Below are 20121 nucleotides of genomic sequence, written 5' to 3'. Positions count from 1 at the left end.
TCATACAAGGACCAGAGCCACATGTCCCAGGTGACACGTATCGTCCATCGGCGCGCCAATGCCGGTTGCGAGCAGGAGTATGAAGAACTGGCGCGGGGCATGCTGGAGGCTTCGTCGAAGGCGAAGGGGTACAAGTTCTCGACTTTGATCCCGCCGCGGGTCGAAGGCGAGGAATTCCATGTCGTCCAGGTTTTTGCCACGCAGGCGGATCTCGATGCATGGCGTCACTCCGATATCTCGCATGAATGGCACGAGCGGCTGAAACAGGTTTCCGATCATCCGCCGGAATATCGTATCTTCAACACCGAGGATCTGTGGTTTTCTGCAACGGGTCTCGCCCTGCCGCCAAAGCCGCCGGCGCGCTGGCGCATGGCTTTCGTCATCTGGATGGGGATCTTTCCAACCGCATCCTTCTATGTCTATTTCCTGTTCCCCTGGCTGGCCGACATTCCGTTTCTGCTGAAAATGTTCATCGCGACGGTGCTGATCGTGCCGACCATGTATTTCGGGGTTCTGCCGCATCTGTTGCGGTGGATGGGCTGGTTCCTGAAGCGGTAAGTTTGTTCTCACCAGAATTTCAGGCGTCGCAGGCCGGTGCTCGGCGATGCCTTCTGGACGAGGCTTCGGTAGACCGCGGCATATTGCTGGCCGCTGCGTTCCCATGAAAATTTGGTCTTCATGCCCTGGTTCTGCAGCCGCGCCCACATTTTCGGCTGCTCATAGGCGTGCAGTGCGCGCCTGAGCGCCAGACGCAGGCCGTTGGTCGTGACCGGATGGAACTGGAAGCCGGTCGCAACGCGGGCGGACATGGCCGCATCATTGGCGTCGATGATGGTTTCCGAAAGCCCGCCGGTGCGCGAGACGACCGGCACGCAGCCATAGCGCAGCGCGTATAGCTGGGTGAGGCCGCAGGGCTCGAAACGCGAGGGCTGGACGATCGCGTCCGAACCACCCTGAACGAGATGCGCGGTCGGTTCGTCATAACCGATATGCACTGCCATGCGGCCGGGATAACGCGCTGCGGTTTCCAGAAGCGCCTGTTCTATGTCGTGGTCGCCCTGGCCGACGATGATGATCCTGCCGCCGTTATGGATCACCTCGTCCGCCGTCTCGGCCAGCATGTCGATGCCCTTTTGCCAGGTGATGCGGCTGATGGCGGAAAAGATCGGACCCTTGTCGTCAGGGTCAAGGCCGAAATGGTCGAGCAGCGGCTGCCTGTTGTCGCGCTTGCGGCGCAGGGTGGCGATGTCGAAAGTCTGCGGCAGGAATTCGTCGGTCGCCGGGTCCCAGACATCGAGATCGATGCCGTTGACGATGCCGCGCAGGACCTCTACCCGTTCGTTGAGCACGCCGTTCAGGCCCATGCCGAAACGAGGCGTCAGGATCTCGCGCGCATAGGTCGGGCTGACGGTGGTAATCACGTCGGCCGTCTGCAATCCGCCCTTGAGGAAGCTGATATCGCCGAAATATTCCAGCTGATCGATGGAATAGGCTTCCGGCGGCAGGCCGAGCCAGGGCAGCAGATCAGATGAATACTGGCCCTGGAAAGCGATGTTGTGAATGGTGATGACGACCGGGGTCATGCAGCCGTTGCGGCGCATATAGACCGAAGTCATTGCCGACTGCCAGTCGTGGGTATGGACAAGATCCGGCACCCAGCCGGGCAGGGCGCCGGCGGCGATTTCGGCTGCGGTCAAAGAGAGGACCGCGAACCTTTTCCAGTTGTCGGCATGATCCTTGCCGTGCTGGTCGACATAGGGACCACCGGGGCGGTTGTAGAGGGCAGGGGCATCGAGGACGAGAAGATCGAGGCCTTCGACATGGCCGTGGCGAAGCGTCGCCTTTTCGCCGAGAAGATCTTCGAACTCCATCAGCGTGGTCGCTTGTCCAAGCTGCTTCATCACCTTGGGATAGCCGGGCACAAGCGATGTCGTCTCTATTCCCAGCGGCGCAAGCGCCTTGGGAAGCGAACCGGTTACGTCTGCCAGTCCGCCGGTCTTGATCAGCGGATAGATCTCTGACGTAACGGACAATATCTTCATCCTGGCATCTTCCCCCTTTGCCGTGGCAGAACCCAAGCCTACGCGATTCCGCCGCCGGGGATAGAGGGTATTATGCGGCTCGAGGGAAACATAAGCACTCATCGGCTTGTCTCCCGCAAGATTGCGTGACCGCAGAATTGCCGATCGTCAATTGTCTGCTTTTGCTTGGGGAATTGCTGGCGCTGACGATGATGCCGGTCGAACAGGTGTCGGGGAACTGCGTTCAATCCGGTGGTCGAGCCCATGTCTTTGATCCAATACAAACATGCAAAGGGAATTGCCCGGCGACATGGTCGCCGGTCACTGTATCGTTCGCGCTAAAAAGGTCGGCTCAGACGTTGGAGCCTATTCGGCGGTCGCTTTTTTTGGCCGCTTCTTGGTCTGCTCCGGCTTTACCGCAGCAGCGGCAGCAGGAACCTTGGGTTTGGTGTCAGCCTTTGCGGCCGCTGCAGGCTTGTCCGTCTTCTTCGCCGCCTTGGGGGCTGCGGTCTTTGCGGGTTTGGCTGCCGGTGCCTTCGTGGTTTTTGCCGAAGCGCCGTTTTTAGGCGCATCGGTCTCCGTTGCCGTGGGTTTTAGCGTCGCATATTCCAGCTTGGCGCGTTCCCAATGCTCCATGTCCTTGCCGGAAGGATAGCCTTCCTGCTCCCACAATTGATACGCTCTGTGCTTGATCCAGTTTTCCTGAGAAGCCGCCATCATCGTCTCCATTGCCCAAATCGCCAAACTCATGCACTGCAGAAAAGTTCCGAGGAAATATTAAAAACTGCAATGTCGCGTGAGGACCTTGCAGGTCACCAGTTGAAATCTTCCCGAAATGGTGGAACTTTTGCGCCATTGCTCAGTTCCGTTGTCGGGAAGGAGAGTACCGTCATGCACAACTACTGCGATATAATGCCTCATGCGACCGGATGGGTCTATGTCATCGATGGCGTTCAATCTGCGTCATTCTATCACAGTTACGAATTAGCTCTCGATGCGGCCCGAACTCACCTTGCAACCCGTGGCGGACGCGACAGCCGCGTCTTCAGATGCCAGGCGCTCAACGGCAACATGCTGCCGATCGAGATCGCCGCTGTGATGCAGCCACCCGGAACAGGGATAGGACCGATTGCCTATCGTTGAAGAATAAAAAAGCCCGGAGCGATCCGGGCTTTTGTTTTCAGGCGGTTACCCTGTCACGCAGCCTTTTTCGCCGCCGCATTGACCGCGCTTTCGGCGAGATCCGTCAGAAGGTCGTCGGTCTTTGATTCTTCCTTCAGAGTTTCGGCAAGCAGCTTTGCCGCATCCTTCATGCCGAGCTGTTCGGCCCAGGCATGAAGTGTGCCATATCGGCTGATCTCGTAGTGTTCGACGGCCTGGGCTGCGGCCAGGAGACCGGCATCGAGGGCAGGCGTGCCCTTGAATTCGTCAAGGATCTCTTCGCCTTCGGACAGAATTCCTTCGATCGCGTCGCAGGTCTTGCCCTGGGCGCGTTTGCCGAGGATCTCGAAAACCTGCTTGAGCCGCTCGATCTGCCCCTCGGTTTCTTCCCTGTGGGTCTCGAAGGCGGCCTTGAGTTTCGGATCCTGAGCGCCGCGCGCCATTTTCGGCAGCGCCTTCACGATCTGCCGTTCGGCGTAATAAATGTCCTTGAGGGTTTCGTAGAAAAGGTCATCAAGCGTCTTTGACGTCGCCATCATGGTTTCTCCCTATCGATTGTCCGATTGACATTGCGGCGGTCTAACCGTGGGAGATGACCTTGGTTCCGCGTCTGTACGGTTGCGGACAATCGCGGAGATAAGGCTGGCTGAGAGAGGCTAGCGGTCCAGCTTCTCGTTAAGCGCGGTTTGCAGCTGGCGGGCGAGGTCGAGAAGGCGATCGGGAATGTCTTCCTTCTCAATCTCCGTCAGCAGGCCGGAGACCTTGCCGTTGACGCGGCGTCCCATTCTTGCCTCCCGCTCATCGACCTGAGCATTTTCCTTCGCCATTCCGACCCCTGATTTGAGAGGCGCCGAACGCAGACCCGGCAACCGACATCCAGATGTGAAGTTTACATTAGACTTCCATACAGCAAGACGGAGCGTCTCAAAATCCCGAAAATGTCACAGGCGCTGACAAACAAAAGTAATGGGCGGGATCGCTAGGTGCACCGCCCATCAAAGATCCGTCATGTTCAGTGTCTGGGCGGCTTCGGCGTGCCGGCAGGAATGGAGGTCGTGCTGGTGGCGACCGGATCGCTTGCCGGAAATGTATCTTCCAGCCCTTCGTTCAACTGTTCTTCGAGATCCTGCCTATCTCTCTTGGCACGTGCGGATTCCTCGGTGCGTTTGCGTTGATCGTCGCGCGATGTCGTGTTCGGCGAGTCTTTGTTCATACCCATGGCCTCGTCTCCTCTACTCGAGTGGTCGCGAGGATAAAAACGGGTGGCGCTCGGGCTTTGTTCCGCCGTGTCGAAACAGGTCTGAAGTTTCGGAACCAAATCGCGAATGCATGCGTTTGCCACCCGTCAATTCAGCCCTGATGCGTAAGGAGAGGTAGGCAACGGTGTCTGACTCACAGTTGAACGGTGACCCTGCTCGTCAAGATATAGTCAGGCTGATACCGGCTCTTCGCGCATTTGCCCGCACCTTCTGCCGCAACCCTTCGGATGCGGACGATCTGGTGCAGGAAACATTGATGAAGGCGCTCGCCAATCTCGACAAGTTCGAGCGCGGGACCAAGCTCAAATCGTGGCTATTCACGATCATGCGCAACACCTTCTATACACGATCGAAAATCCTTGGCCGCGAGGCGCCGGGCGTGGAGGAAAACGTTTCCGGTGACACGCCGATCGCCGCCTCGCAGGAAATGGCGGCGCGGGCGCGCGAAGTGCAGCGCGCCCTGCAAAAACTCCCGCCGCATTATCGCGAAGTGCTGACTCTCGTCGCCATCCTTGGGGAAAGCTATGAGGCGACGGCGGTGATCTGCGATTGCGCGGTCGGCACGGTGAAGAGCCGGCTCAACCGCGCCCGCCACCAGATATTGCAGGAACTGGGAGAAGAGGCGGGTTGAAGTCCCGTTTGATTAAACAGGAGAACTCCATGAAACATCTTCTCACCGCAGCTTTTGCCGCTGCCGTCACCGTTTTGCCAGGCATGGCGATGAGCCAGGATGCTTCCAAGGGGGGCGCGAGGTTCGTCGGTGCAGATGGCAAGGAGATCGGCACGGCAGACCTTACCGGTACCAAGGCCGGCGTGATGATTGCTGTCGAGATTACCGGATTGCCGGCCGGTCAGTGGGTTGCCTTCCACGTGCACCAGACCGGGAGCTGCGATCATGCAACCGGGCATGAATCGGCAGGCGGTCACTTCAATCCCACTAACAAGCAACACGGCTATCTTACCGCAAATGGCCAGCATGCCGGCGACATGCCGAACCAGTATGTGCCGGCCGACGGCACGCTCAGGGCGCAGGTGTTCAACACGGCCGTAACGCTGGAAGATGGAGACAGTGCCATCAAGGGCAGGGCACTGATGATCCATGCCAATCCCGACGATTATTCCGGCCAGCCCTCCGGCAATGCCGGCAAGCGGCTCGCCTGCGCCGTCATCGAATAAGGTCAGCCGTTCAGGTCGAGTTCGGGATAGTGCCGGAAAATTCCCGACTCGCTGAACGGCAGGCGGCGTTCGGATTTCAGATAGGCGGCGATACCTGGCCTTTTCGAAACGCTGTCGCGAAGCAAGGCGAGGCGAGGATAATCGCCTTCAACCGCTTTCATCGCCTTGGGGAAGGCGTAACGAAGACCTTCCAGCACCTGAAACAGCGACAGGTCGACATAGGTCAATCCGTTACCGATGACGAACCCGTCGCCTATCGAATTGGCGGACAGGATGCGCTCGAAATAGCCGAGAAATTTCGGGATACGGTCCCTGATGAAAGCCGCAGAACGCGCCTTGGCTTCCGTCTTCTGATCCTCGTAATAGTCGCCGGTGCTGATCGGGTGATGCGTATCATGCACTTCGGCGATAAAATCGGTGATCGTCAGCTGCAGCCCGTTGGCAATGAGGCGGTTCTTTTCGTCGTCGGGGAGAAGGCCGAGCTTCGGGCCGAGATAAGATAAGATATTGGCGACATGCGAGATGACCAGTTCGCCGTCCTTGAGGAAGGGCGGGGCGAAAGGCATCTGGTCATGCCCATGGCTACCTTTCAGGAATTCCATCATTGCCTGTGTGCCGGTCGAACTGCGGCACTTGTCGATATATTTCGCGCCTGCGTCTTCCAGGGCGAGGCGGACAAATTCTCCACGTCCCTGAATGCCATCCCAGTAGTAGAGTTCATAAGGCATGCTGTGTGAAAACTCCCTCTCCTTAGAAGAGACATAGGGACACCATGAGGTTTTCAAGGCGGCAGCGCCGATCTGCTCGTGATCATTGGTACAATCCTGCTGCATTGCATGTTCCAACCTCTGTCCTTTCCAACTGTTCCTCCTAATTTACCTTTTGCGCGGGGCCGGTTCGGATATTCACCGGAGGATCAGGTCCAGGGCGCGGGCGGGCAGAGCGTCTTCTGCCGCTTTATCGAGACATGACGAGGGTGCTCATGGCTATTCGGATCACGGCAATCATCATCGCGCTGATGGGGATCGCGCTTGCGGGCGGCGGGGCTTATCTGCTTTCGCTCGGCGGCAGCGCCTATTATCTTCTCTGCGGACTCGGCTTTCTCATCGTTGCGGCGCTTCTTATTGCCCGCAAGCTTCTGGCGCTGCACGTCTATGCGGTGATTGTCGTTGCCTCGCTTGCCTGGGCGATATGGGAGGTCGGGTTCGACTGGTGGCAGCTCGGCCCGCGCGGCGGGGTCATCATCCTTCTCGGCATGTGGCTTCTGACGCCGTGGATCCGCCGTCCGCTCGGCTTCATCAGCCCGACCGGCGCACGCTATGGCGCGACGTCCCGTCCGCTTGCTGTTGCGGTTTTGCTCGCGGTCGTCATCGCCGTCGTCTCGATGTTCTTCGATCCGCTTGACCAGAGTGGCGCTCTTCCGGAGGAAAAGGTTGCGGCAGCGCCGGTGCTTGGCGGCAACGTGCCGGATGGCGAATGGCATCAATATGGCCGCACGCCCTATGGCCAGCGGTATTCGCCGCTCGACCAGATCAATGTGGAGAATGTCGGCTCACTGCAGGAGGTCTGGCGGTATCAAACCGGTGACGTGAAGCGTCCCGACGATGTGGGCGAGACGACCTATCAGGTGACGCCGCTCAAAATCGGCAATGCTCTCTATCTCTGCACGCCGCACAATCTGGCGATCGCGCTCGATGCTGCGACCGGCAAGCAGATCTGGAAATATGACGCCAATTCCGGGATGAACCCGGACCGGCAGCACCAGACCTGCCGCGGCGTGAGCTATTACAGGGATCAGGCAGCAACCGCCGGTGCAGCATGCGCCGAGCGCGTCTACCTGCCGACTGCCGATGCAAGGCTCATTGCGCTCGATGCGAAGAACGGCGAGGTCTGCACATCCTTTGCCGAGGGCGGCACGCTGCATCTCGAAAAGGGGATGAAATACAACCCGGCCGGCTATTATTATTCGACATCACCGCCGGCGATCGTCGGTAACAAGATCATCATCGGCGGGGCGGTCAACGACAATTATTCGACTGAGGAGCAGTCGGGTGTCATCCGCGCCTTCGACGTCAATTCCGGGCAGCTGATCTGGAACTGGGATTCCGGCAATCCGAGCCAGATCCAACCATTGCCGGAAGGCCAGACCTACACGACCAACTCACCGAACAGCTGGTCGGTCTTCTCCGTCGATGAGGAACTTGGCCTCGTCTACATCCCGCTCGGCAACCAGGTGCCGGACCAGCTTGGCATGGGCCGGTCGGAGAACGTCGAAAAATATTCGTCGTCGATCGTGGCGCTCGACATCAATACCGGTGCGGACAAATGGGTGCGCCAGACGGTACATCACGATCTGTGGGACATGGACGTGCCGGCTCAGCCGGTGCTGATTAACATCACCAAGCCGGACAATTCCGTCGTTCCGGCGCTGGTCGGACCGACCAAGCAGGGTGATATCTACGTGCTCGACCGGCGCAGCGGTGAGCCGATTATTCCCGTCACCGAACAGCCGGCGCCGGGTGGTACGATCCCCGAGGATCACGCCTCGCCGACGCAGCCGATCTCGGCGCTGAACTTCCGACCGCGCACGCTGGAAGGCCGGGACATGTGGGGCGTTACCATGTTCGACCAGATGGTGTGCCGCATCTGGCTGAAGCAGATGAATTACGAAGGCCAGTACACGCCGCCCTCGCTCAATGGCACGATCGTCTATCCGGGCAATTTCGGCACGTTCAACTGGGGTTCGGTCGCGGTCGATCCGGAGCGGATGGTGATGTTCGGCATGCCGACCTATCTGGCGTTTACTTCGAAACTGGTGCCGCGCGCCGACATCCCGCCGAAAGGGCAGGACGAAAAGGGATCGGAACAGGGGCTGAACCGCAATGACGGCGCGCCCTATGGGGTGTTCATGGGGCCGTTCCTCGGACCGCTGCAAATCCCGTGCCAGGCGCCGCCATGGGGTTATGTTGCCGGTGCCGACCTGCGCACTGGGGAGATCGCCTACAAACATCGCAACGGCACCGTCATGGACATGACGCCGCTGCCGCTGCCGTTCAAGGTGGGCGTGCCGGGGATCGGCGGGCCGATGATCACCAAGGGCGGCGTTGCCTTCCTCGGGGCTGCGGTCGATGATTATCTGCGGGCCTATAACCTGACCAATGGTCGTCAGCTTTGGGAAGCTCGGCTGCCGGCGGGCGGGCAGGCGACGCCGATGACCTATGCTGTGGAGGACGGTCGCCAGTTCGTCGTCATCGTTGCTGGTGGTCACGGCTCCGTCGGCACAAAGCCGGGCGATTACGTGATCGCCTATGCACTGCCGAGATGAACGAAAAGGCTGCGGCGGCCACCGCCGCAGCCGTTATTTTGCGAGATGTGGCTTAGCGGCGTGTTCACGCTTTGAAATGTATAGTCACTTAATATGACTTCCTATTCCGTCCCATTCCGGTCATGAGACTGTCAACACCCTGTTCGAGTGACGACTCGATGACCAAAATGACTAAAGAGCTGAACGCATGAAGAACCCAGTCGCAGTAAATCGCCTCGCAGAGAACACCGTCTTTCGCAAAGGCGACGTTTTTGTTCTCTTCGGCGAATTGTTCGGTCGCGGATATGCGACCGGTCTTCTCGACGAAGCCAAGCGCGCCGGCATGGAGATCGTCGGCGTCACGGTCGGACGGCGCGACGAGAACAACGCGCTTCGTCCGCTCAATGCCGAAGAGCTCGCGGAAGCCGAAGCACGGCTCGGCGGCAAGATCATCAACATTCCGGTCATGGCCGGCTTCGACCTCGATGCGCCTGAAGGCGGTCCGACACCGACCGAGCTTCTGACCAAGCTGACGCTGGAAAACTGGCAGACCGAAAAGCTCGACTGGGATTACATCCAGAAGTGCCGGGACGCAGGCACTGCGCGGTTCAAGAATGCCGTTTCCGAAGTGATGACCGTTCTCGACGGCATGATCGGCGAAGGCCGCAATGTCTTCTTCGCCCACACGATGGCCGGTGGCATTCCGAAGGCGAAGGTCTTCCTCGTCATCGCCAACCGCATCTACAAGGGTACGGCTGCCCGTCACATGTCTTCGCAGGCGCTGATCGAAAGCGATCTGGGCAAGCTCATCCTGCAGAATTTCGACGAAGTTTCCGCCATCACCTTCCAGCACCTGATCGATGCCAGCGCCAAGATCCGTGCGCGCGTCGAGGCTGCCGGCAACCAGGTTCGTTACACCGCCTATGGCTATCACGGCACTGCAGTGCTGATCGACGGCGATTACCGCTGGCAGACCTACACGAACTACACCCAGGGCTATGCCAAGATGCGTCTCGAAGGCATTGCGGAAAAGGCTTGGGGCGAGGGCATCAAGGCTTCGGTCTACAATTGTCCCGAAATCCGCACCAATTCTTCCGACGTGTTCACCGGTATCGAGCTTCCGCTGATCCCGTTGCTGCTCGCGCTGAAGAAGGAAAACGGCGGTGCATGGGCTGAAAGCCAGTGGCAGGCCTGCGAGAAGCTTCTGAAAGACGAGTTCTCGATGAAGGACGTTCTGCAGAAGATCAAGGACATGCAGGGCAGCGCCGTGATGCGCCCGTTCTACGATTTCTCGGCATGGCCGATGGCCAACAGCCAGGATCAGGCTGACCTCACCATCTCGACCTCGAACGAGATTTCGCAGATGCATCGTGACGGCAAGGCTCTGATCAGCGATCTCCTGAGTGTCTTCGTCGTTGAAGCCACCGGCAAGCTGATCTTCGCCGAATCTTCCGAGCCGACCGGCCCGGTTCAGTGGCTCAACCACGACATCGTCGCCCGCCGCCTGAACGCATCGCATGCCGAGGCTGCCGCGGAAGCCGCTGCCTGAGACATGTTAAGCCCTGCCTGAGGCGGGGCTTTCGGATTTTCGATATTGCATCAAGGGTGCGGCGGTTTTCGCCGCACCTTTTTTATTGGGCTTTGATCAATCCCAGGCAGGCACGGTCAGATCGCCGAAATGCTTTTTGAGGATGGCGCGCACTTCCGGGGAGTTCTGGTATGTCTTGACGAATTCCAGCACGCTTTTATTCGCCTCGTCTTCCTTGCGGACGAAGAAGCGCAAGGCGTAGCGGGTCTGCACGCCGTCGAATACGAGAGCCGAGTTGGGATCGACGCCGAACAGTCCCATGCCGGACGGATATCCCTGGCCGAGATCGACATCATCGAGCGCACGGGGGATCTGCTGGTTCGGCAGTTCGATAATCTCCAGCTTCTTCGGGTTCTCGACGATATCTGCCGGAATGGCTGCGGATGTCAGGCCATCCCTGAGCTTGATCAGGCCGATTGACTGCAGCAGTTCGAGCGCCCGGCCGCCGTTGACCGGATCATCGGAGATCGCCACTTTCGCGCCTTCCGGCAACTCTTCGATCGACTTGTATTTCTTCGAATAGAGGCCAAGCTTGGTCAGCGTGCCGACGCCGACCGAGACGAAATCGTAACCGGCCTTCTTGGCGTTCTGGTCGAGAAACGGCTGGTGCTGGAAGTAGTTGACGTCGATTTCTTTCGATTTCAGCGCCTCGTTGGGCACGACCCAGTCGGTGAACTCGATGACCTCGACCTTCAGGCCCTTTTCGGCGGCTTCCTTGGCGGCCTGGTTGACGGCATCAGCCGAAAGACCGGCATTGATGCCAATTCTGATCGGGGCGAAGTCCTCGGCGTTGGCAAAGGTGGGGGACCAAATACCGGCCAGCAGGGTGAGGCCGAGCACGGACAGGATCGCGCTGCGGCGTCCGAAAGCAAGTTTCATGATCAAATTCTTTCCTGGTTTTGAAATGTCGTTCAACCGGTAACGAGCGGACGATCGGGGTCCGAAGACCAGTCCAGCAGCGAACCGTCATAGACAACGGAGCGCGCGTCTGAGCCGCTCAGCGTACGGGCAAAAACGACGTTGCTGGCGGCAACGCCGGCCCCGCAATAGGCGATCAGCGGCGCGTCCGGTTTCACACCTGCATCGGCAAAGATCTTTTCGATCTGCTGCTGCGAGAGATAGAGGCCGGTTTCGGGGTCAACGAGAGAGAATGTCGGGATGTTGACGCTGCCGGGAATGCGTCCCGGACGGCCGTAGGCGATCGGTGCATCGCCACGGAAAGCGTCCGGGCCAAGAGCATTGACCAGAGCTTCGCCGTCCGCTCGGGCGACCACCTCTTCACTGGAGACGAAGAAACCGGGCCGATAGGTCCAACCGAAGGGTTTTGAGGCCTCAGGCCGGCGCTTTGCTGCGCCCGTCTCCACGGGCAGGCCGGCATTGGTCCAGGCTTTCCAGCCGCCGTTCAAAACTGCCGCATTCTCGAAACCGAAGGCGCGAAGCATGAGCCAGACACGTGCTGCCCAGCCGGGCTGGCCGGTGGAATAGAGGATGACGTGGCTTTCTGCACCAACCCCAAGCCTGTTCAAGGCATTACCGAACTGTTCGGCCGAGGGGAGAGTGAAAAGCAGGTGGTCGGAGGGGGTGGAGAGATCGCGCTCAAGATCGACGAACTGTGCGCCGGGAATATGACCCGCTTCGAATGCCTCGCGCCCATCGGCGACAGTAAAGCCCTTGCTCGGGCCTGCTGGAAGTACGGTTGATGTGCAATCCAGAATGACCAGGTTCGGATCATCCAGTCGCGCACTTATTTCCTCGGTCGAGGCAAGGTTTTTTGATCTCTGGTAAGTCATGACAATTCTTAGGTTTTTGCTGAAATTGTCATCTGTCTTACACAGCTGTCACCCGGCTGGCGGCGATGCTTGTTCCAAAAAAACGAGCGATCGTAGAAAAGCGTTGCCGTCTCCTGCAGGCGCATCGACGGGGACGATCAGGGGCTGATCCTGATTATGTCAAATCCCGCGCTGAGCCTGATCCGGGCCGGTTACCGTGATGTCGTTCCTGACGTCGGTAACGCCTTCGACACTGCGGGCGACCTCTTCTGCGCGGGTAACTTCCTCGTACCTGAGGACCACGCCTGCAAGCGTGATGGTCGAACCGCTCGCGGTTACCGAGACATCGCTTGCATCGATGCCGCCGGACGAGGCGAGGGCGTCGGAAACGGCTGCTTCCAACACTGCCCGGCCCGGAAACTCGACCTCGATTTCCGGCGGCGTTTCGTAAAACTGCTGATGCTTGAAGACCATGTCGATGCCTCCCGTGTGGGCCTCCCGTGTTGGAACGGTGAGACAACGCATGGCGTAGATAATGGTTCAGCCCTTGTCTTGTCTGTCAGGCGCCGGTTCCGGTCACCGTGCCGATCATCTCGCTCAATTGCTGTTGCGAGAAGGGTTTCGGCAGGCGGGGCAGGTGGCTGCCGCTGCCGTCCGGAAGTTCTGCATAACCGGTCGCGAGCACGACCGGCAGGCCCGGCCATTCGGTGGCAATCTCGGCGGCGAGCTCCGCGCCGGTCATTTTCGGCATGGAATGGTCGGTAATGACGAGATCGATGCGATTGTCTTCCTGCCTGAGCGCCGAAAGGGCTTCGGAGCCGCTATAGGCCTCGATCACCTGATGGCCGAGATCTTCCAGCATCAGGGTCGTGTTCATCAGCACGAGCGCATCGTCGTCGACGGCAAGCACGATGAGCGGGCGATCGCCGAGCTTTTCGCCGTTTGCCGGGGCCTGAGTTTTTTCCTTGGGGCAGTCTTCTTCATCGATCGTCGGCAGGAAGAGCGACACGGTGGTGCCTTCGTGCCTGACGCTTTCGATCGAGAGCATTCCGCCCGATTGTTCCGTCAGTCCCTGTACCATCGACAACCCCAATCCTGTTCCCTTGCCGACACCCTTGGTGGTGAAGAAGGGGGTCGTTGCGCGTGCGACCGTCTCGGGATCCATGCCTTCGCCGGTATCGCTGACGCATATACGCAGATAGTCACCGCTTCTCAGTTTTCCACCCTCTTCGCCAATTTGGTGACGTTCGGCGCTGATCGTCACCGTGCCGCTCTCATTCATCGCATCGCGGGCGTTGACGACGAGATTGAGCAAGGCGGTTTCGAGCTGCACGCCGTCAGTCAGGACATGTGGCAGGTTGGGCGGGAAACGGGTCTCGATCCGCATGGAAGAGCGCAGCGAGCGTTCTAGAAAATCCATCATGCCGGCAACCAGCGAAGGCACGTCGACCGGCCGCATGTTCAATTCCTGGCGACGGGAAAAGGCGAGCATGCGCTGGGTCAGTGCCGCGCCGCGTTCGGCACCCTGCAGCGCATTGTCGATAAGCGGGCGCAATGCCGGATCGTCCGGCATGCGTTTGCGAAGGATTTCAAGGCTGCCCATGATCGCCATCAGCAGGTTGTTGAAATCGTGGGCGATGCCGCCGGTCAGCTGGCCGATCGCCTCCATTTTCTGTGCCTGAAACAATTCTTCACGGGTTTTGGTCAGTGCCTTCTGCGCCTCGACCTTTTCCGAAATGTCACGAGTGATCTTGGCATAACCGATCAGATTGCCGGTCTCGTCGCGAATGGCGTCGATGACGACATGTGCCCAGAAAGTGGTGCCGTCCTTGCGCTGGCGCAGTCCTTCCCGTTCGACACGGCCGATGCGGCGGGCGATTTCGAGATTGCGTTCCGGCTCGCCCTTCTTCTGGTCTTCTTCGGTATAGAAATGCGAAAAATGCCTGCCGACTGCCTCTTCGGCCGTGTAGCCCTTGATGCGTGCCGCACCGGCGTTCCAGTTGCTGACGTGACCGTCCGGGTCGAGCATATAAAGCGCATAGTCACTGACGCCGTTGACGAGCAGCTGGAATTTTTCCTCGCTGAGGCGCAGCTCCGCCTCCGCCTTCTTCCGCTCGGTCAGGTCGCGTGTCACCTTGGCAAAGCCGAGGAGATGGCCGTTACGATCCCAGATCGGATCGACGATGGCATGCGCCCAGAAGCGGGTGCCATCCTTTCGGATGCGCCAGCCTTCGCTCTCGAACCGCCCGTGGCTCATGGCCGTTTCGAGTGTCCGTTCGGGCAGACGGGCGATGCGATCCTCATCGGTATAGAAACGGGAAAAATGGTGGCCGAGGATTTCGGTTGCCTCGTATCCCTTGAACCGCTGGGCGCCGGCATTCCAGCTGACGACATGGCCCGAAGGATCGAGCATATAGATGGCATAGTCCGAGATTGCATCCACCAGAAGGCGATAGCGCTCCTGGTCGAGCAGTGAAACGTCGTGACTTTCCATCATTGCATGCATGTTCCCCCTCGAACCACGGCTTTCAGCGGTTCGGCGCCCCCAAACGCTCGATCCTGAGTTTGGTTCCAGCGCCATCCGACATTTTTGCAATGAATAACACGATCCATTCAGTCGGACCATCAAAACGGGCCGTTAACTTCAACAAGTCCTTACTTATGGTTGATGGGCATGAGTGCCTCAATGTTCGGTGGTTCGCCATTCTCAGGGTTGCACGGTCTTCTCGACAGGAACGAAGAGTGGTGCGCGTTGACAGATGACTGGTTTTGAATTACGACTGACGAAAATTAAAATTCGTCAGTCGTAATTCGTGAGGGCCTATGGATAGCGCCGACATGCAGGCAGAGGCCGTGCGCCAGGAAAATGTTCACCGGATCCTTGAGGCCGCCGAGCGGTTGTTCAAGCATTACGGCTATTCGAAAACGAATGTCGCCGACATCGCCAAGGATCTCGGCATGTCGCCGGCGAACATCTACCGGTTCTTCTCGTCCAAGGCCGAGATCCACAAGGCTCTTGCCAACAGGCTGCTGGATGCAAGCCGGGATGTTGCAGTGGAAAACGCACAGCGCCCGGTCAGTGCAGCCGAGCGTCTGCGCGATCATTTCCTGCAGCAGCACAAGATTACTATCGATACGATGCTGCATGACGACAAAGTGCATGAAATGGTGATCGTCGCCATTCAGGAGCAGTGGTCGGTGATCGAGGACCACATCATGCAGATGCGGGATATCGTGGCGGGCATCGTCCGCGAGGGTATTGCCGCAGGTGAATTTCGCGCTCAAGATGCAGATGCTGCCGCGGAATGTCTTTGTGATAGTACGGTGACCCTTTGTCATCCGCAGATCATCGCTGAATGCCTGATCGAGAACCGTCGCACGACGCCGGCCGATCTGGTCGATTTCGCCATCAGGGCGCTGAAATAGAAACACCTCGAAATCAATAGCCGGTGTCTTGAGGGCACCTTATTCAATCGCCACCGGGAGTGGGGGCCATGTCCGTGATCCAAATTCGACGTTCTTGCGTTTTCGCAAAAGGAATGTTTGTCGCAGTCGCCCTCGCTGCCCTGACGGCCTGCTCGGAAGAGAAAAAGGTCGAGGCGCCGGATCCCGTCCGGCCGGTCAAGGTCGTCGAGATCGGCGGGCCCGAGATCGGTCGCAGCCTCGTCTATTCGGGTTCGGTTCGTGCCAGAACCGAGATGAATCTCGGCTTCCGCGTTGCTGGCAAGATCACCGAACGTCTGGTCGATGTGGGTGACCGGGTGGAGCCGGGCACGGTGCTGGCAAGGCTAGATGCCGTCGATTACCAGCTTTCGGTGCGCCGCGCCGATGCCGATCTGACCTCCGCACAGAAGCAGGTAGAAATTACCGGGCTTGCCCGCAAGCGCGCCGAAACGTTGGCTGAAAAGAGCGTCACCTCGCAGTCGCAGCTCGAGCAGGCGCAGCTTGCCGCCGATCAGGCCCAGTCGCAGCTGCAGTCGGCGGAATCGGCGCTGGAAGAGGCCAATAACCAGGTGGCCTATACCGAGTTGAAAGCTACCCAGAGCGGTATCGTGACAACCGTCAGTGCCGATATCGGCCAGGTTGTCAGCGCGGGCACGACCGTTGTCGCCGTTGCAGTCGATGGCGAGAAGGAAGTGCAGATCGCGGTGCCTGAAACGGATATCGCCCATTTCAAGCCCGGCAAGGTGGTCAAGGCCAGCTTCTGGTCGGCAAGGGACTTGGTGCTCGAGGGCAAGGTGCGCGAAGTGGCCGGCAGCGCCGATGCCCAGTCCCGCACCTTTGCCGTACGTGTCAGCCTGCCCGCCGACGATCGCGTGCTGATCGGCATGACGGCGACGATCGATGCGGTCGAAGACAATGTCGCGCCGACTTTCGGCGTGCCGCTGGCGGCGCTTTCCCAGAAAGAGGGCAAGCCGGTCGTGTGGATCGTCGATCGCGATAAGGGCGAGGTCAGCTCCCGCGCAGTAACGGTCGCCGGTTATGGAGACAGCGTTGCCCGCGTTTCCGAAGGGATCGCCAAGGGCGACCTGGTGGTTTCGGCCGGCACACAGTTCATGCGGGACGGGTTGAAGGTGAAACTGCCGGAAACGGTGGCCTCGCGCTTCGGCAGAGTGTCCAGCCAGTCCACCGCTTCGATCCAGCCTTGATCGCTGTTGCGCTGAAAGGATACCCCAATGAGTTCCTCCAATCAGTCCCATCCGCAGCCAACGGGCGGTTTCAACCTGTCGCGCTGGGCGATCGGCCATCCGAGCATCGCGCGCTTCCTCTTCGGCCTCATCATCGTCATGGGCATCCTTGGCGTCATGAACATGGGCCAGAAGGAAGACCCGGATTTCACCTTCCGCGTGATGATCGTGCAGAGTGCCTGGCCGGGCGCCTCGGTCGAGGACATGCAGAACCAGGTGGTCAACAAGATCGAGCGCAAGCTGCAGGAGACACCGCATCTCGACTGGATCAAGTCCGACACGCGTGCCGGCTTCTCCATCTCGACCATTCAGGTCAAGGGTGACACGAATGCGCAGGAGGTGGCGGACGCCTTCTATCAGGTGCGTAAGAAGGTCGGCGACATCAAGCAGGACCTGCCGACAGGCTTGCGCGGCCCTTATTTCAATGACGAATTCGGCGATACCTACATCACGCTGCATGCGATTACCGGCGACGGTTACGGCTATCCGGAATTGAAGCAGTTCGCCATCCAGGCGCGCGACATGCTGCTCACCGTGCCGGGCGTCGAAAAGGCGACCATTCTCGGTGATCAGCCGCAGAAGATTTTTATAGACGTCTCCTCCAAGGCATTGGCTGAGCGTGGGTTGACGGTCACGGATATCCAGACCGCACTTGCCGGCCAGAACGATATCGACGCGTCGGGCAGCGTCCAGACCGCTGACCGTTCGGTGCGAATTTCGGTTGAAGGTGGCGTGACCACGCCGGAGGATATTCGCGAGCTGCGGATCAAGGCCGGTGATCAGGTCATCCGGCTCGGCGATATCGCCACCGTCAAGGACGGGCTCGTCGATCCCTATGAGCGAAAATTCCGTTTCAACGGGCATGACAGCGTGCAGCTCGGCATCGTCATGGCCAACGGCTTCAAGGTGACCGATGTCGGCCACAACGTCGAGGCCATGTACGAGCGGTTTGCAGAGACGCTGCCGATCGGTGCGGAAATCCACCAGATTTCCAATCAGCCGGAAGTCGTAACCGAAGCTGTCGGCGAATTTACCCAGGCGCTGATGGAAGCGCTGGCCATCGTGCTCGTCGTCTCGCTGATCTCGATCGGCTGGCGTTCGGGCATCGTCATTGCGATCGCCATTCCGCTGGTTCTCTCGGCGACGCTCGCCATCATGTATTATCTCGGCATCGAGCTGCAGCGCATCTCGCTCGGCGCGCTGATCATTGCGCTCGGACTGCTTGTCGACGATGCGATGATCGTGGTCGAGATGATGGAGCGGAAGCTGGAAGAGGGCTTGCCGCGGCTCGAAGCCGCGACCTTCGCCTATTCCTCCACCGCCTTCCCGATGCTGACCGGCACGCTGATCACCACCGCCGGCTTCATCCCGGTGGGGTTTGCGGATTCGACTGCCGGCGAATATGTGCGCTCGCTGTTCTACGTGGTCGGCATTGCGCTAGTCGTGTCGTGGTTCGTCGCGGTCTATTTCACCCCGTGGCTCGGCTACATGCTGCTCAAGCAGCGCGCCCATGCGGGAACGGGCCACCATCACGATGCCTATGATACGCGGATGTATCGCGGCGTGCGGCATGCGGTGACGTGGTCGGTGCGCCACAAGGCTATCATTCTTCTTTCGACGCTCGGTATCTTCGCGGCCAGCCTGTGGTCGTTCCAGTTCATTCCGCAAAGCTTCTTCCCGCAGTCTTCGCGGCCGGAAATCCTGGTCGACATGTGGATGCCGGAAGGAACGGCCATCGAGGAAGTGGAACGGCAGGCCAAGGCGCTGGAAGAAAAGATCATGCCCGATGAGGACAAGACCTTCATCGCCACGTTTATCGGCGAAGGCGCACCGCGTTTCTTCCTGCCGCTCGACCAGCAGCTTCGTAACCCGAACTATGCCCAGCTGCTGATCATGTCCAAGGGGCTGGAACAGCGCGAACGGCTGATCGTCAAGCTGCGGCAGATCCTGGCCGACGATTTCCCGACCGTGCGCAGCAAGGTCGACCGTCTGTTCCTCGGGCCCCCGACCGGCTGGCCGGTGCAGATGCGCGTCATCGGCCCTGACAAGGCGGAAGTGCGCCGCATCGCCGACCAGGTGAAGGAGCGTTATCATCAGAACCCCCTTTTCGGTTCGATCCATGACGACTGGATGGAGCCGGTGCCGGGCATGAAGCTGGTGATCGATCAGGACCGCGCAAGGGCACTCGGTGTCTCGTCGCAGCGCGTGCGGCAGATGCTGCAGGCGGCAACCGCCGGTGCTCCGCTTGCCGATTTCCGCGACGGCGAGGAAACCGTGTCGATCGTGCTGCGCGAGCCGGATGCGACCCGCGACCTGCTTTCCGCCGTGCAGTCGGTCTATGTGCCGACCGATTTCGGCGGCTTCGTGCCGGTGTCGCAGATCGCGCAGGTCGTGCCCGTGATGGAGCAGGGCATCGAATGGCGGCGTGACCGCCTGCCCACGATCACCGTGAAGGCAACGCTGCCCGATGGTATCGAGGCGACGCAGGCATCGATCAACTTCTACAACTCGATTGCCGATCTTCGCGGTGCTCTGCCGGCCGGTTACCGGATCGAGATCCAGGGCGGCGCCGAGGATTCGGCGGAAAGCCAGGCATCGATCGCCGCCAAAGCGCCGATCATGCTGCTCGTCATCATGCTTCTCCTGATGATGCAGCTGAAGCACTTTGGTAAAGCGATGCTGGTGCTTGCCACCGGTCCGCTCGGGATTATCGGGGCTGCGATGGCGCTGCTGATCACCGGTGCCCCGTTCGGCTTCGTGGCGATCCTCGGGGTCATTGCGCTCTTGGGCATCATCATCCGCAATTCGATCATCCTGATCGACCAGATCGACCAGGATATCGCGGCGGGAATGCACCGGCAGGAAGCGATCATCGGTGCGGCGGTGCGTCGTTTCCGGCCGATCATGCTAACCGCAATGACCGCGGTGCTGGCACTGATCCCGATCTCCTGGGGCCTGTTCTGGGGACCGCTCGCCTATGCGATGATGGGCGGCATCATGGTCGCGACCGTGCTGACCATTCTCGTCCTGCCTGCGGGTTACGCCTTGTTCTTCGGGCGTGAGCCGAAGGTGAAGGAGGGCGAAGAACAGTCGGCCAATCAGGGCGATCTGTTCGAGGGCCGCCGGGATCTGCCGATGGCGGCGGAGTGAGGGTT

19 protein-coding genes are annotated in these 20121 nt (G+C 59.6%); 9 read left to right on the top strand and 10 right to left on the bottom strand.

Going from position 1 to position 20121, the window contains the following annotated elements; translation table 11 throughout:
- The first annotated feature begins 21 nt into the window (after window positions 1-21).
- The gene (locus JNB91_RS03440) at window positions 22-558 is read left to right on the top strand and encodes an antibiotic biosynthesis monooxygenase (RefSeq protein WP_220324114.1); all 537 of its coding nucleotides are present in this window, start codon (window positions 22-24) and stop codon (window positions 556-558) included.
- Window positions 559-566: 8 nt separating this feature from the next.
- On the opposite strand, the gene glgA is transcribed toward JNB91_RS03440, so the two are convergent.
- Together glgA and JNB91_RS03430 are read right to left on the bottom strand one after the other, a co-directional pair.
- Window positions 567-2042: a glycogen synthase GlgA gene (glgA, locus tag JNB91_RS03435; RefSeq protein WP_220324113.1), complete on the bottom strand. Its 1476-nt coding sequence runs from the start codon at window positions 2040-2042 to the stop codon at window positions 567-569.
- A 345-nt stretch (window positions 2043-2387) separates the two neighbouring features.
- Window positions 2388-2771 (bottom strand): DUF2934 domain-containing protein, encoded by a 384-nt coding sequence (locus JNB91_RS03430; protein ID WP_223218035.1) that lies wholly within the window; start codon window positions 2769-2771, stop codon window positions 2388-2390.
- 141 nt (window positions 2772-2912) lie between these two features.
- Between JNB91_RS03430 and JNB91_RS03425 the strand changes: the two genes are divergently transcribed.
- A complete protein-coding gene (locus JNB91_RS03425) occupies window positions 2913-3164 on the top strand; it encodes a hypothetical protein (protein ID WP_220324112.1) in 252 nt (83 codons plus the stop codon).
- Window positions 3165-3217: 53 nt separating this feature from the next.
- On the opposite strand, the gene JNB91_RS03420 is transcribed toward JNB91_RS03425, so the two are convergent.
- The 3 genes from JNB91_RS03420 to JNB91_RS03410 form a co-directional block, all read right to left on the bottom strand.
- Window positions 3218-3718, bottom strand: a complete 501-nt coding sequence (locus JNB91_RS03420; RefSeq protein WP_220324111.1) for a YciE/YciF ferroxidase family protein — start codon at window positions 3716-3718, stop codon at window positions 3218-3220.
- 120 nt (window positions 3719-3838) lie between these two features.
- Complete coding sequence (locus tag JNB91_RS03415; protein ID WP_220324273.1) at window positions 3839-4009, bottom strand: hypothetical protein; 171 nt, start codon at window positions 4007-4009, stop codon at window positions 3839-3841.
- A gap of 185 nt (window positions 4010-4194) precedes the next feature.
- Window positions 4195-4401, bottom strand: coding sequence for a hypothetical protein (locus JNB91_RS03410; protein WP_220324110.1), 207 nt, complete (start codon window positions 4399-4401; stop codon window positions 4195-4197).
- A gap of 164 nt (window positions 4402-4565) precedes the next feature.
- On the opposite strand from JNB91_RS03410, the gene JNB91_RS03405 reads away from it, so the two are divergent.
- Both JNB91_RS03405 and JNB91_RS03400 read left to right on the top strand, forming a co-directional pair.
- Window positions 4566-5072: a sigma-70 family RNA polymerase sigma factor gene (locus JNB91_RS03405; protein WP_346269255.1), complete on the top strand. Its 507-nt coding sequence runs from the start codon at window positions 4566-4568 to the stop codon at window positions 5070-5072.
- A 29-nt stretch (window positions 5073-5101) separates the two neighbouring features.
- On the top strand, window positions 5102-5617 hold the full coding sequence (locus JNB91_RS03400; protein ID WP_220324109.1) for a superoxide dismutase family protein: 516 nt from the start codon (window positions 5102-5104) through the stop codon (window positions 5615-5617).
- 2 nt (window positions 5618-5619) lie between these two features.
- On the opposite strand, the gene JNB91_RS03395 is transcribed toward JNB91_RS03400, so the two are convergent.
- Window positions 5620-6345, bottom strand: a complete 726-nt coding sequence (locus JNB91_RS03395; RefSeq protein ID WP_220324261.1) for a glutathione S-transferase — start codon at window positions 6343-6345, stop codon at window positions 5620-5622.
- Window positions 6346-6599: 254 nt separating this feature from the next.
- Between JNB91_RS03395 and JNB91_RS03390 the strand changes: the two genes are divergently transcribed.
- Together JNB91_RS03390 and JNB91_RS03385 are read left to right on the top strand one after the other, a co-directional pair.
- Window positions 6600-8942, top strand: coding sequence for a glucose/quinate/shikimate family membrane-bound PQQ-dependent dehydrogenase (locus JNB91_RS03390; protein ID WP_220324108.1), 2343 nt, complete (start codon window positions 6600-6602; stop codon window positions 8940-8942).
- Window positions 8943-9129: 187 nt separating this feature from the next.
- Window positions 9130-10470 carry an enoyl ACP reductase FabMG family protein gene (locus JNB91_RS03385; RefSeq protein WP_220324107.1) on the top strand — a complete coding sequence of 447 codons (1341 nt, stop codon included), beginning with the start codon at window positions 9130-9132 and terminating at the stop codon, window positions 10468-10470.
- A gap of 96 nt (window positions 10471-10566) precedes the next feature.
- On the opposite strand, the gene JNB91_RS03380 is transcribed toward JNB91_RS03385, so the two are convergent.
- The 4 genes from JNB91_RS03380 to JNB91_RS03365 form a co-directional block, all read right to left on the bottom strand.
- Complete coding sequence (locus JNB91_RS03380; protein WP_220324106.1) at window positions 10567-11388, bottom strand: MetQ/NlpA family ABC transporter substrate-binding protein; 822 nt, start codon at window positions 11386-11388, stop codon at window positions 10567-10569.
- A 32-nt stretch (window positions 11389-11420) separates the two neighbouring features.
- A complete protein-coding gene (locus tag JNB91_RS03375) occupies window positions 11421-12299 on the bottom strand; it encodes a sulfurtransferase (protein WP_220324105.1) in 879 nt (292 codons plus the stop codon).
- A 159-nt stretch (window positions 12300-12458) separates the two neighbouring features.
- Window positions 12459-12752, bottom strand: a complete 294-nt coding sequence (locus tag JNB91_RS03370; RefSeq protein WP_220324104.1) for a BON domain-containing protein — start codon at window positions 12750-12752, stop codon at window positions 12459-12461.
- 85 nt (window positions 12753-12837) lie between these two features.
- Entirely contained in the window at window positions 12838-14775 is a 1938-nt protein-coding gene (locus JNB91_RS03365) for a hybrid sensor histidine kinase/response regulator (protein ID WP_430736234.1), read from the bottom strand.
- Between the two features lie 326 nt (window positions 14776-15101).
- Here JNB91_RS03365 and JNB91_RS03360 point away from each other — a divergent pair, with 326 nt between their 5' ends.
- From JNB91_RS03360 to JNB91_RS03350, 3 genes are all read left to right on the top strand, one after another.
- Window positions 15102-15704, top strand: a complete 603-nt coding sequence (locus JNB91_RS03360) for a TetR/AcrR family transcriptional regulator (RefSeq protein ID WP_220324102.1) — start codon at window positions 15102-15104, stop codon at window positions 15702-15704.
- Between the two features lie 113 nt (window positions 15705-15817).
- Complete coding sequence (locus tag JNB91_RS03355; protein WP_223218034.1) at window positions 15818-16927, top strand: efflux RND transporter periplasmic adaptor subunit; 1110 nt, start codon at window positions 15818-15820, stop codon at window positions 16925-16927.
- Window positions 16928-16954: 27 nt separating this feature from the next.
- Window positions 16955-20116: an efflux RND transporter permease subunit gene (locus tag JNB91_RS03350; RefSeq protein WP_220324100.1), complete on the top strand. Its 3162-nt coding sequence runs from the start codon at window positions 16955-16957 to the stop codon at window positions 20114-20116.
- The last annotated feature ends 5 nt before the right edge of the window (window positions 20117-20121 follow it).

The sequence above is a fragment of the Aliirhizobium wenxiniae genome (assembly GCF_019511445.1).
In the GTDB taxonomy this organism is placed as follows: domain Bacteria; phylum Pseudomonadota; class Alphaproteobacteria; order Rhizobiales; family Rhizobiaceae; genus Neorhizobium; species Neorhizobium wenxiniae_A.
The sequence above is the reverse complement of the archived record's forward strand: the minus strand, read 5'-3'. Positions and strand labels throughout refer to the sequence as shown.

Coding starts and splice junctions, on each gene's coding strand:
- JNB91_RS03440 (WP_220324114.1), top strand. CDS start 22: ATGTCCCAGGTGACACGTATCGTCCATCGGCGCGCCAATGCCGGTTGC.
- glgA (WP_220324113.1), bottom strand. CDS start 2,042: ATGAAGATATTGTCCGTTACGTCAGAGATCTATCCGCTGATCAAGACC.
- JNB91_RS03430 (WP_223218035.1), bottom strand. CDS start 2,771: ATGAGTTTGGCGATTTGGGCAATGGAGACGATGATGGCGGCTTCTCAG.
- JNB91_RS03425 (WP_220324112.1), top strand. CDS start 2,913: ATGCACAACTACTGCGATATAATGCCTCATGCGACCGGATGGGTCTAT.
- JNB91_RS03420 (WP_220324111.1), bottom strand. CDS start 3,718: ATGGCGACGTCAAAGACGCTTGATGACCTTTTCTACGAAACCCTCAAG.
- JNB91_RS03415 (WP_220324273.1), bottom strand. CDS start 4,009: ATGGCGAAGGAAAATGCTCAGGTCGATGAGCGGGAGGCAAGAATGGGA.
- JNB91_RS03410 (WP_220324110.1), bottom strand. CDS start 4,401: ATGGGTATGAACAAAGACTCGCCGAACACGACATCGCGCGACGATCAA.
- JNB91_RS03400 (WP_220324109.1), top strand. CDS start 5,102: ATGAAACATCTTCTCACCGCAGCTTTTGCCGCTGCCGTCACCGTTTTG.
- JNB91_RS03395 (WP_220324261.1), bottom strand. CDS start 6,345: ATGCCTTATGAACTCTACTACTGGGATGGCATTCAGGGACGTGGAGAA.
- JNB91_RS03390 (WP_220324108.1), top strand. CDS start 6,600: ATGGCTATTCGGATCACGGCAATCATCATCGCGCTGATGGGGATCGCG.
- JNB91_RS03385 (WP_220324107.1), top strand. CDS start 9,130: ATGAAGAACCCAGTCGCAGTAAATCGCCTCGCAGAGAACACCGTCTTT.
- JNB91_RS03380 (WP_220324106.1), bottom strand. CDS start 11,388: ATGAAACTTGCTTTCGGACGCCGCAGCGCGATCCTGTCCGTGCTCGGC.
- JNB91_RS03375 (WP_220324105.1), bottom strand. CDS start 12,299: ATGACTTACCAGAGATCAAAAAACCTTGCCTCGACCGAGGAAATAAGT.
- JNB91_RS03370 (WP_220324104.1), bottom strand. CDS start 12,752: ATGGTCTTCAAGCATCAGCAGTTTTACGAAACGCCGCCGGAAATCGAG.
- JNB91_RS03365 (WP_430736234.1), bottom strand. CDS start 14,775: ATGATGGAAAGTCACGACGTTTCACTGCTCGACCAGGAGCGCTATCGC.
- JNB91_RS03360 (WP_220324102.1), top strand. CDS start 15,102: ATGGATAGCGCCGACATGCAGGCAGAGGCCGTGCGCCAGGAAAATGTT.
- JNB91_RS03355 (WP_223218034.1), top strand. CDS start 15,818: ATGTTTGTCGCAGTCGCCCTCGCTGCCCTGACGGCCTGCTCGGAAGAG.
- JNB91_RS03350 (WP_220324100.1), top strand. CDS start 16,955: ATGAGTTCCTCCAATCAGTCCCATCCGCAGCCAACGGGCGGTTTCAAC.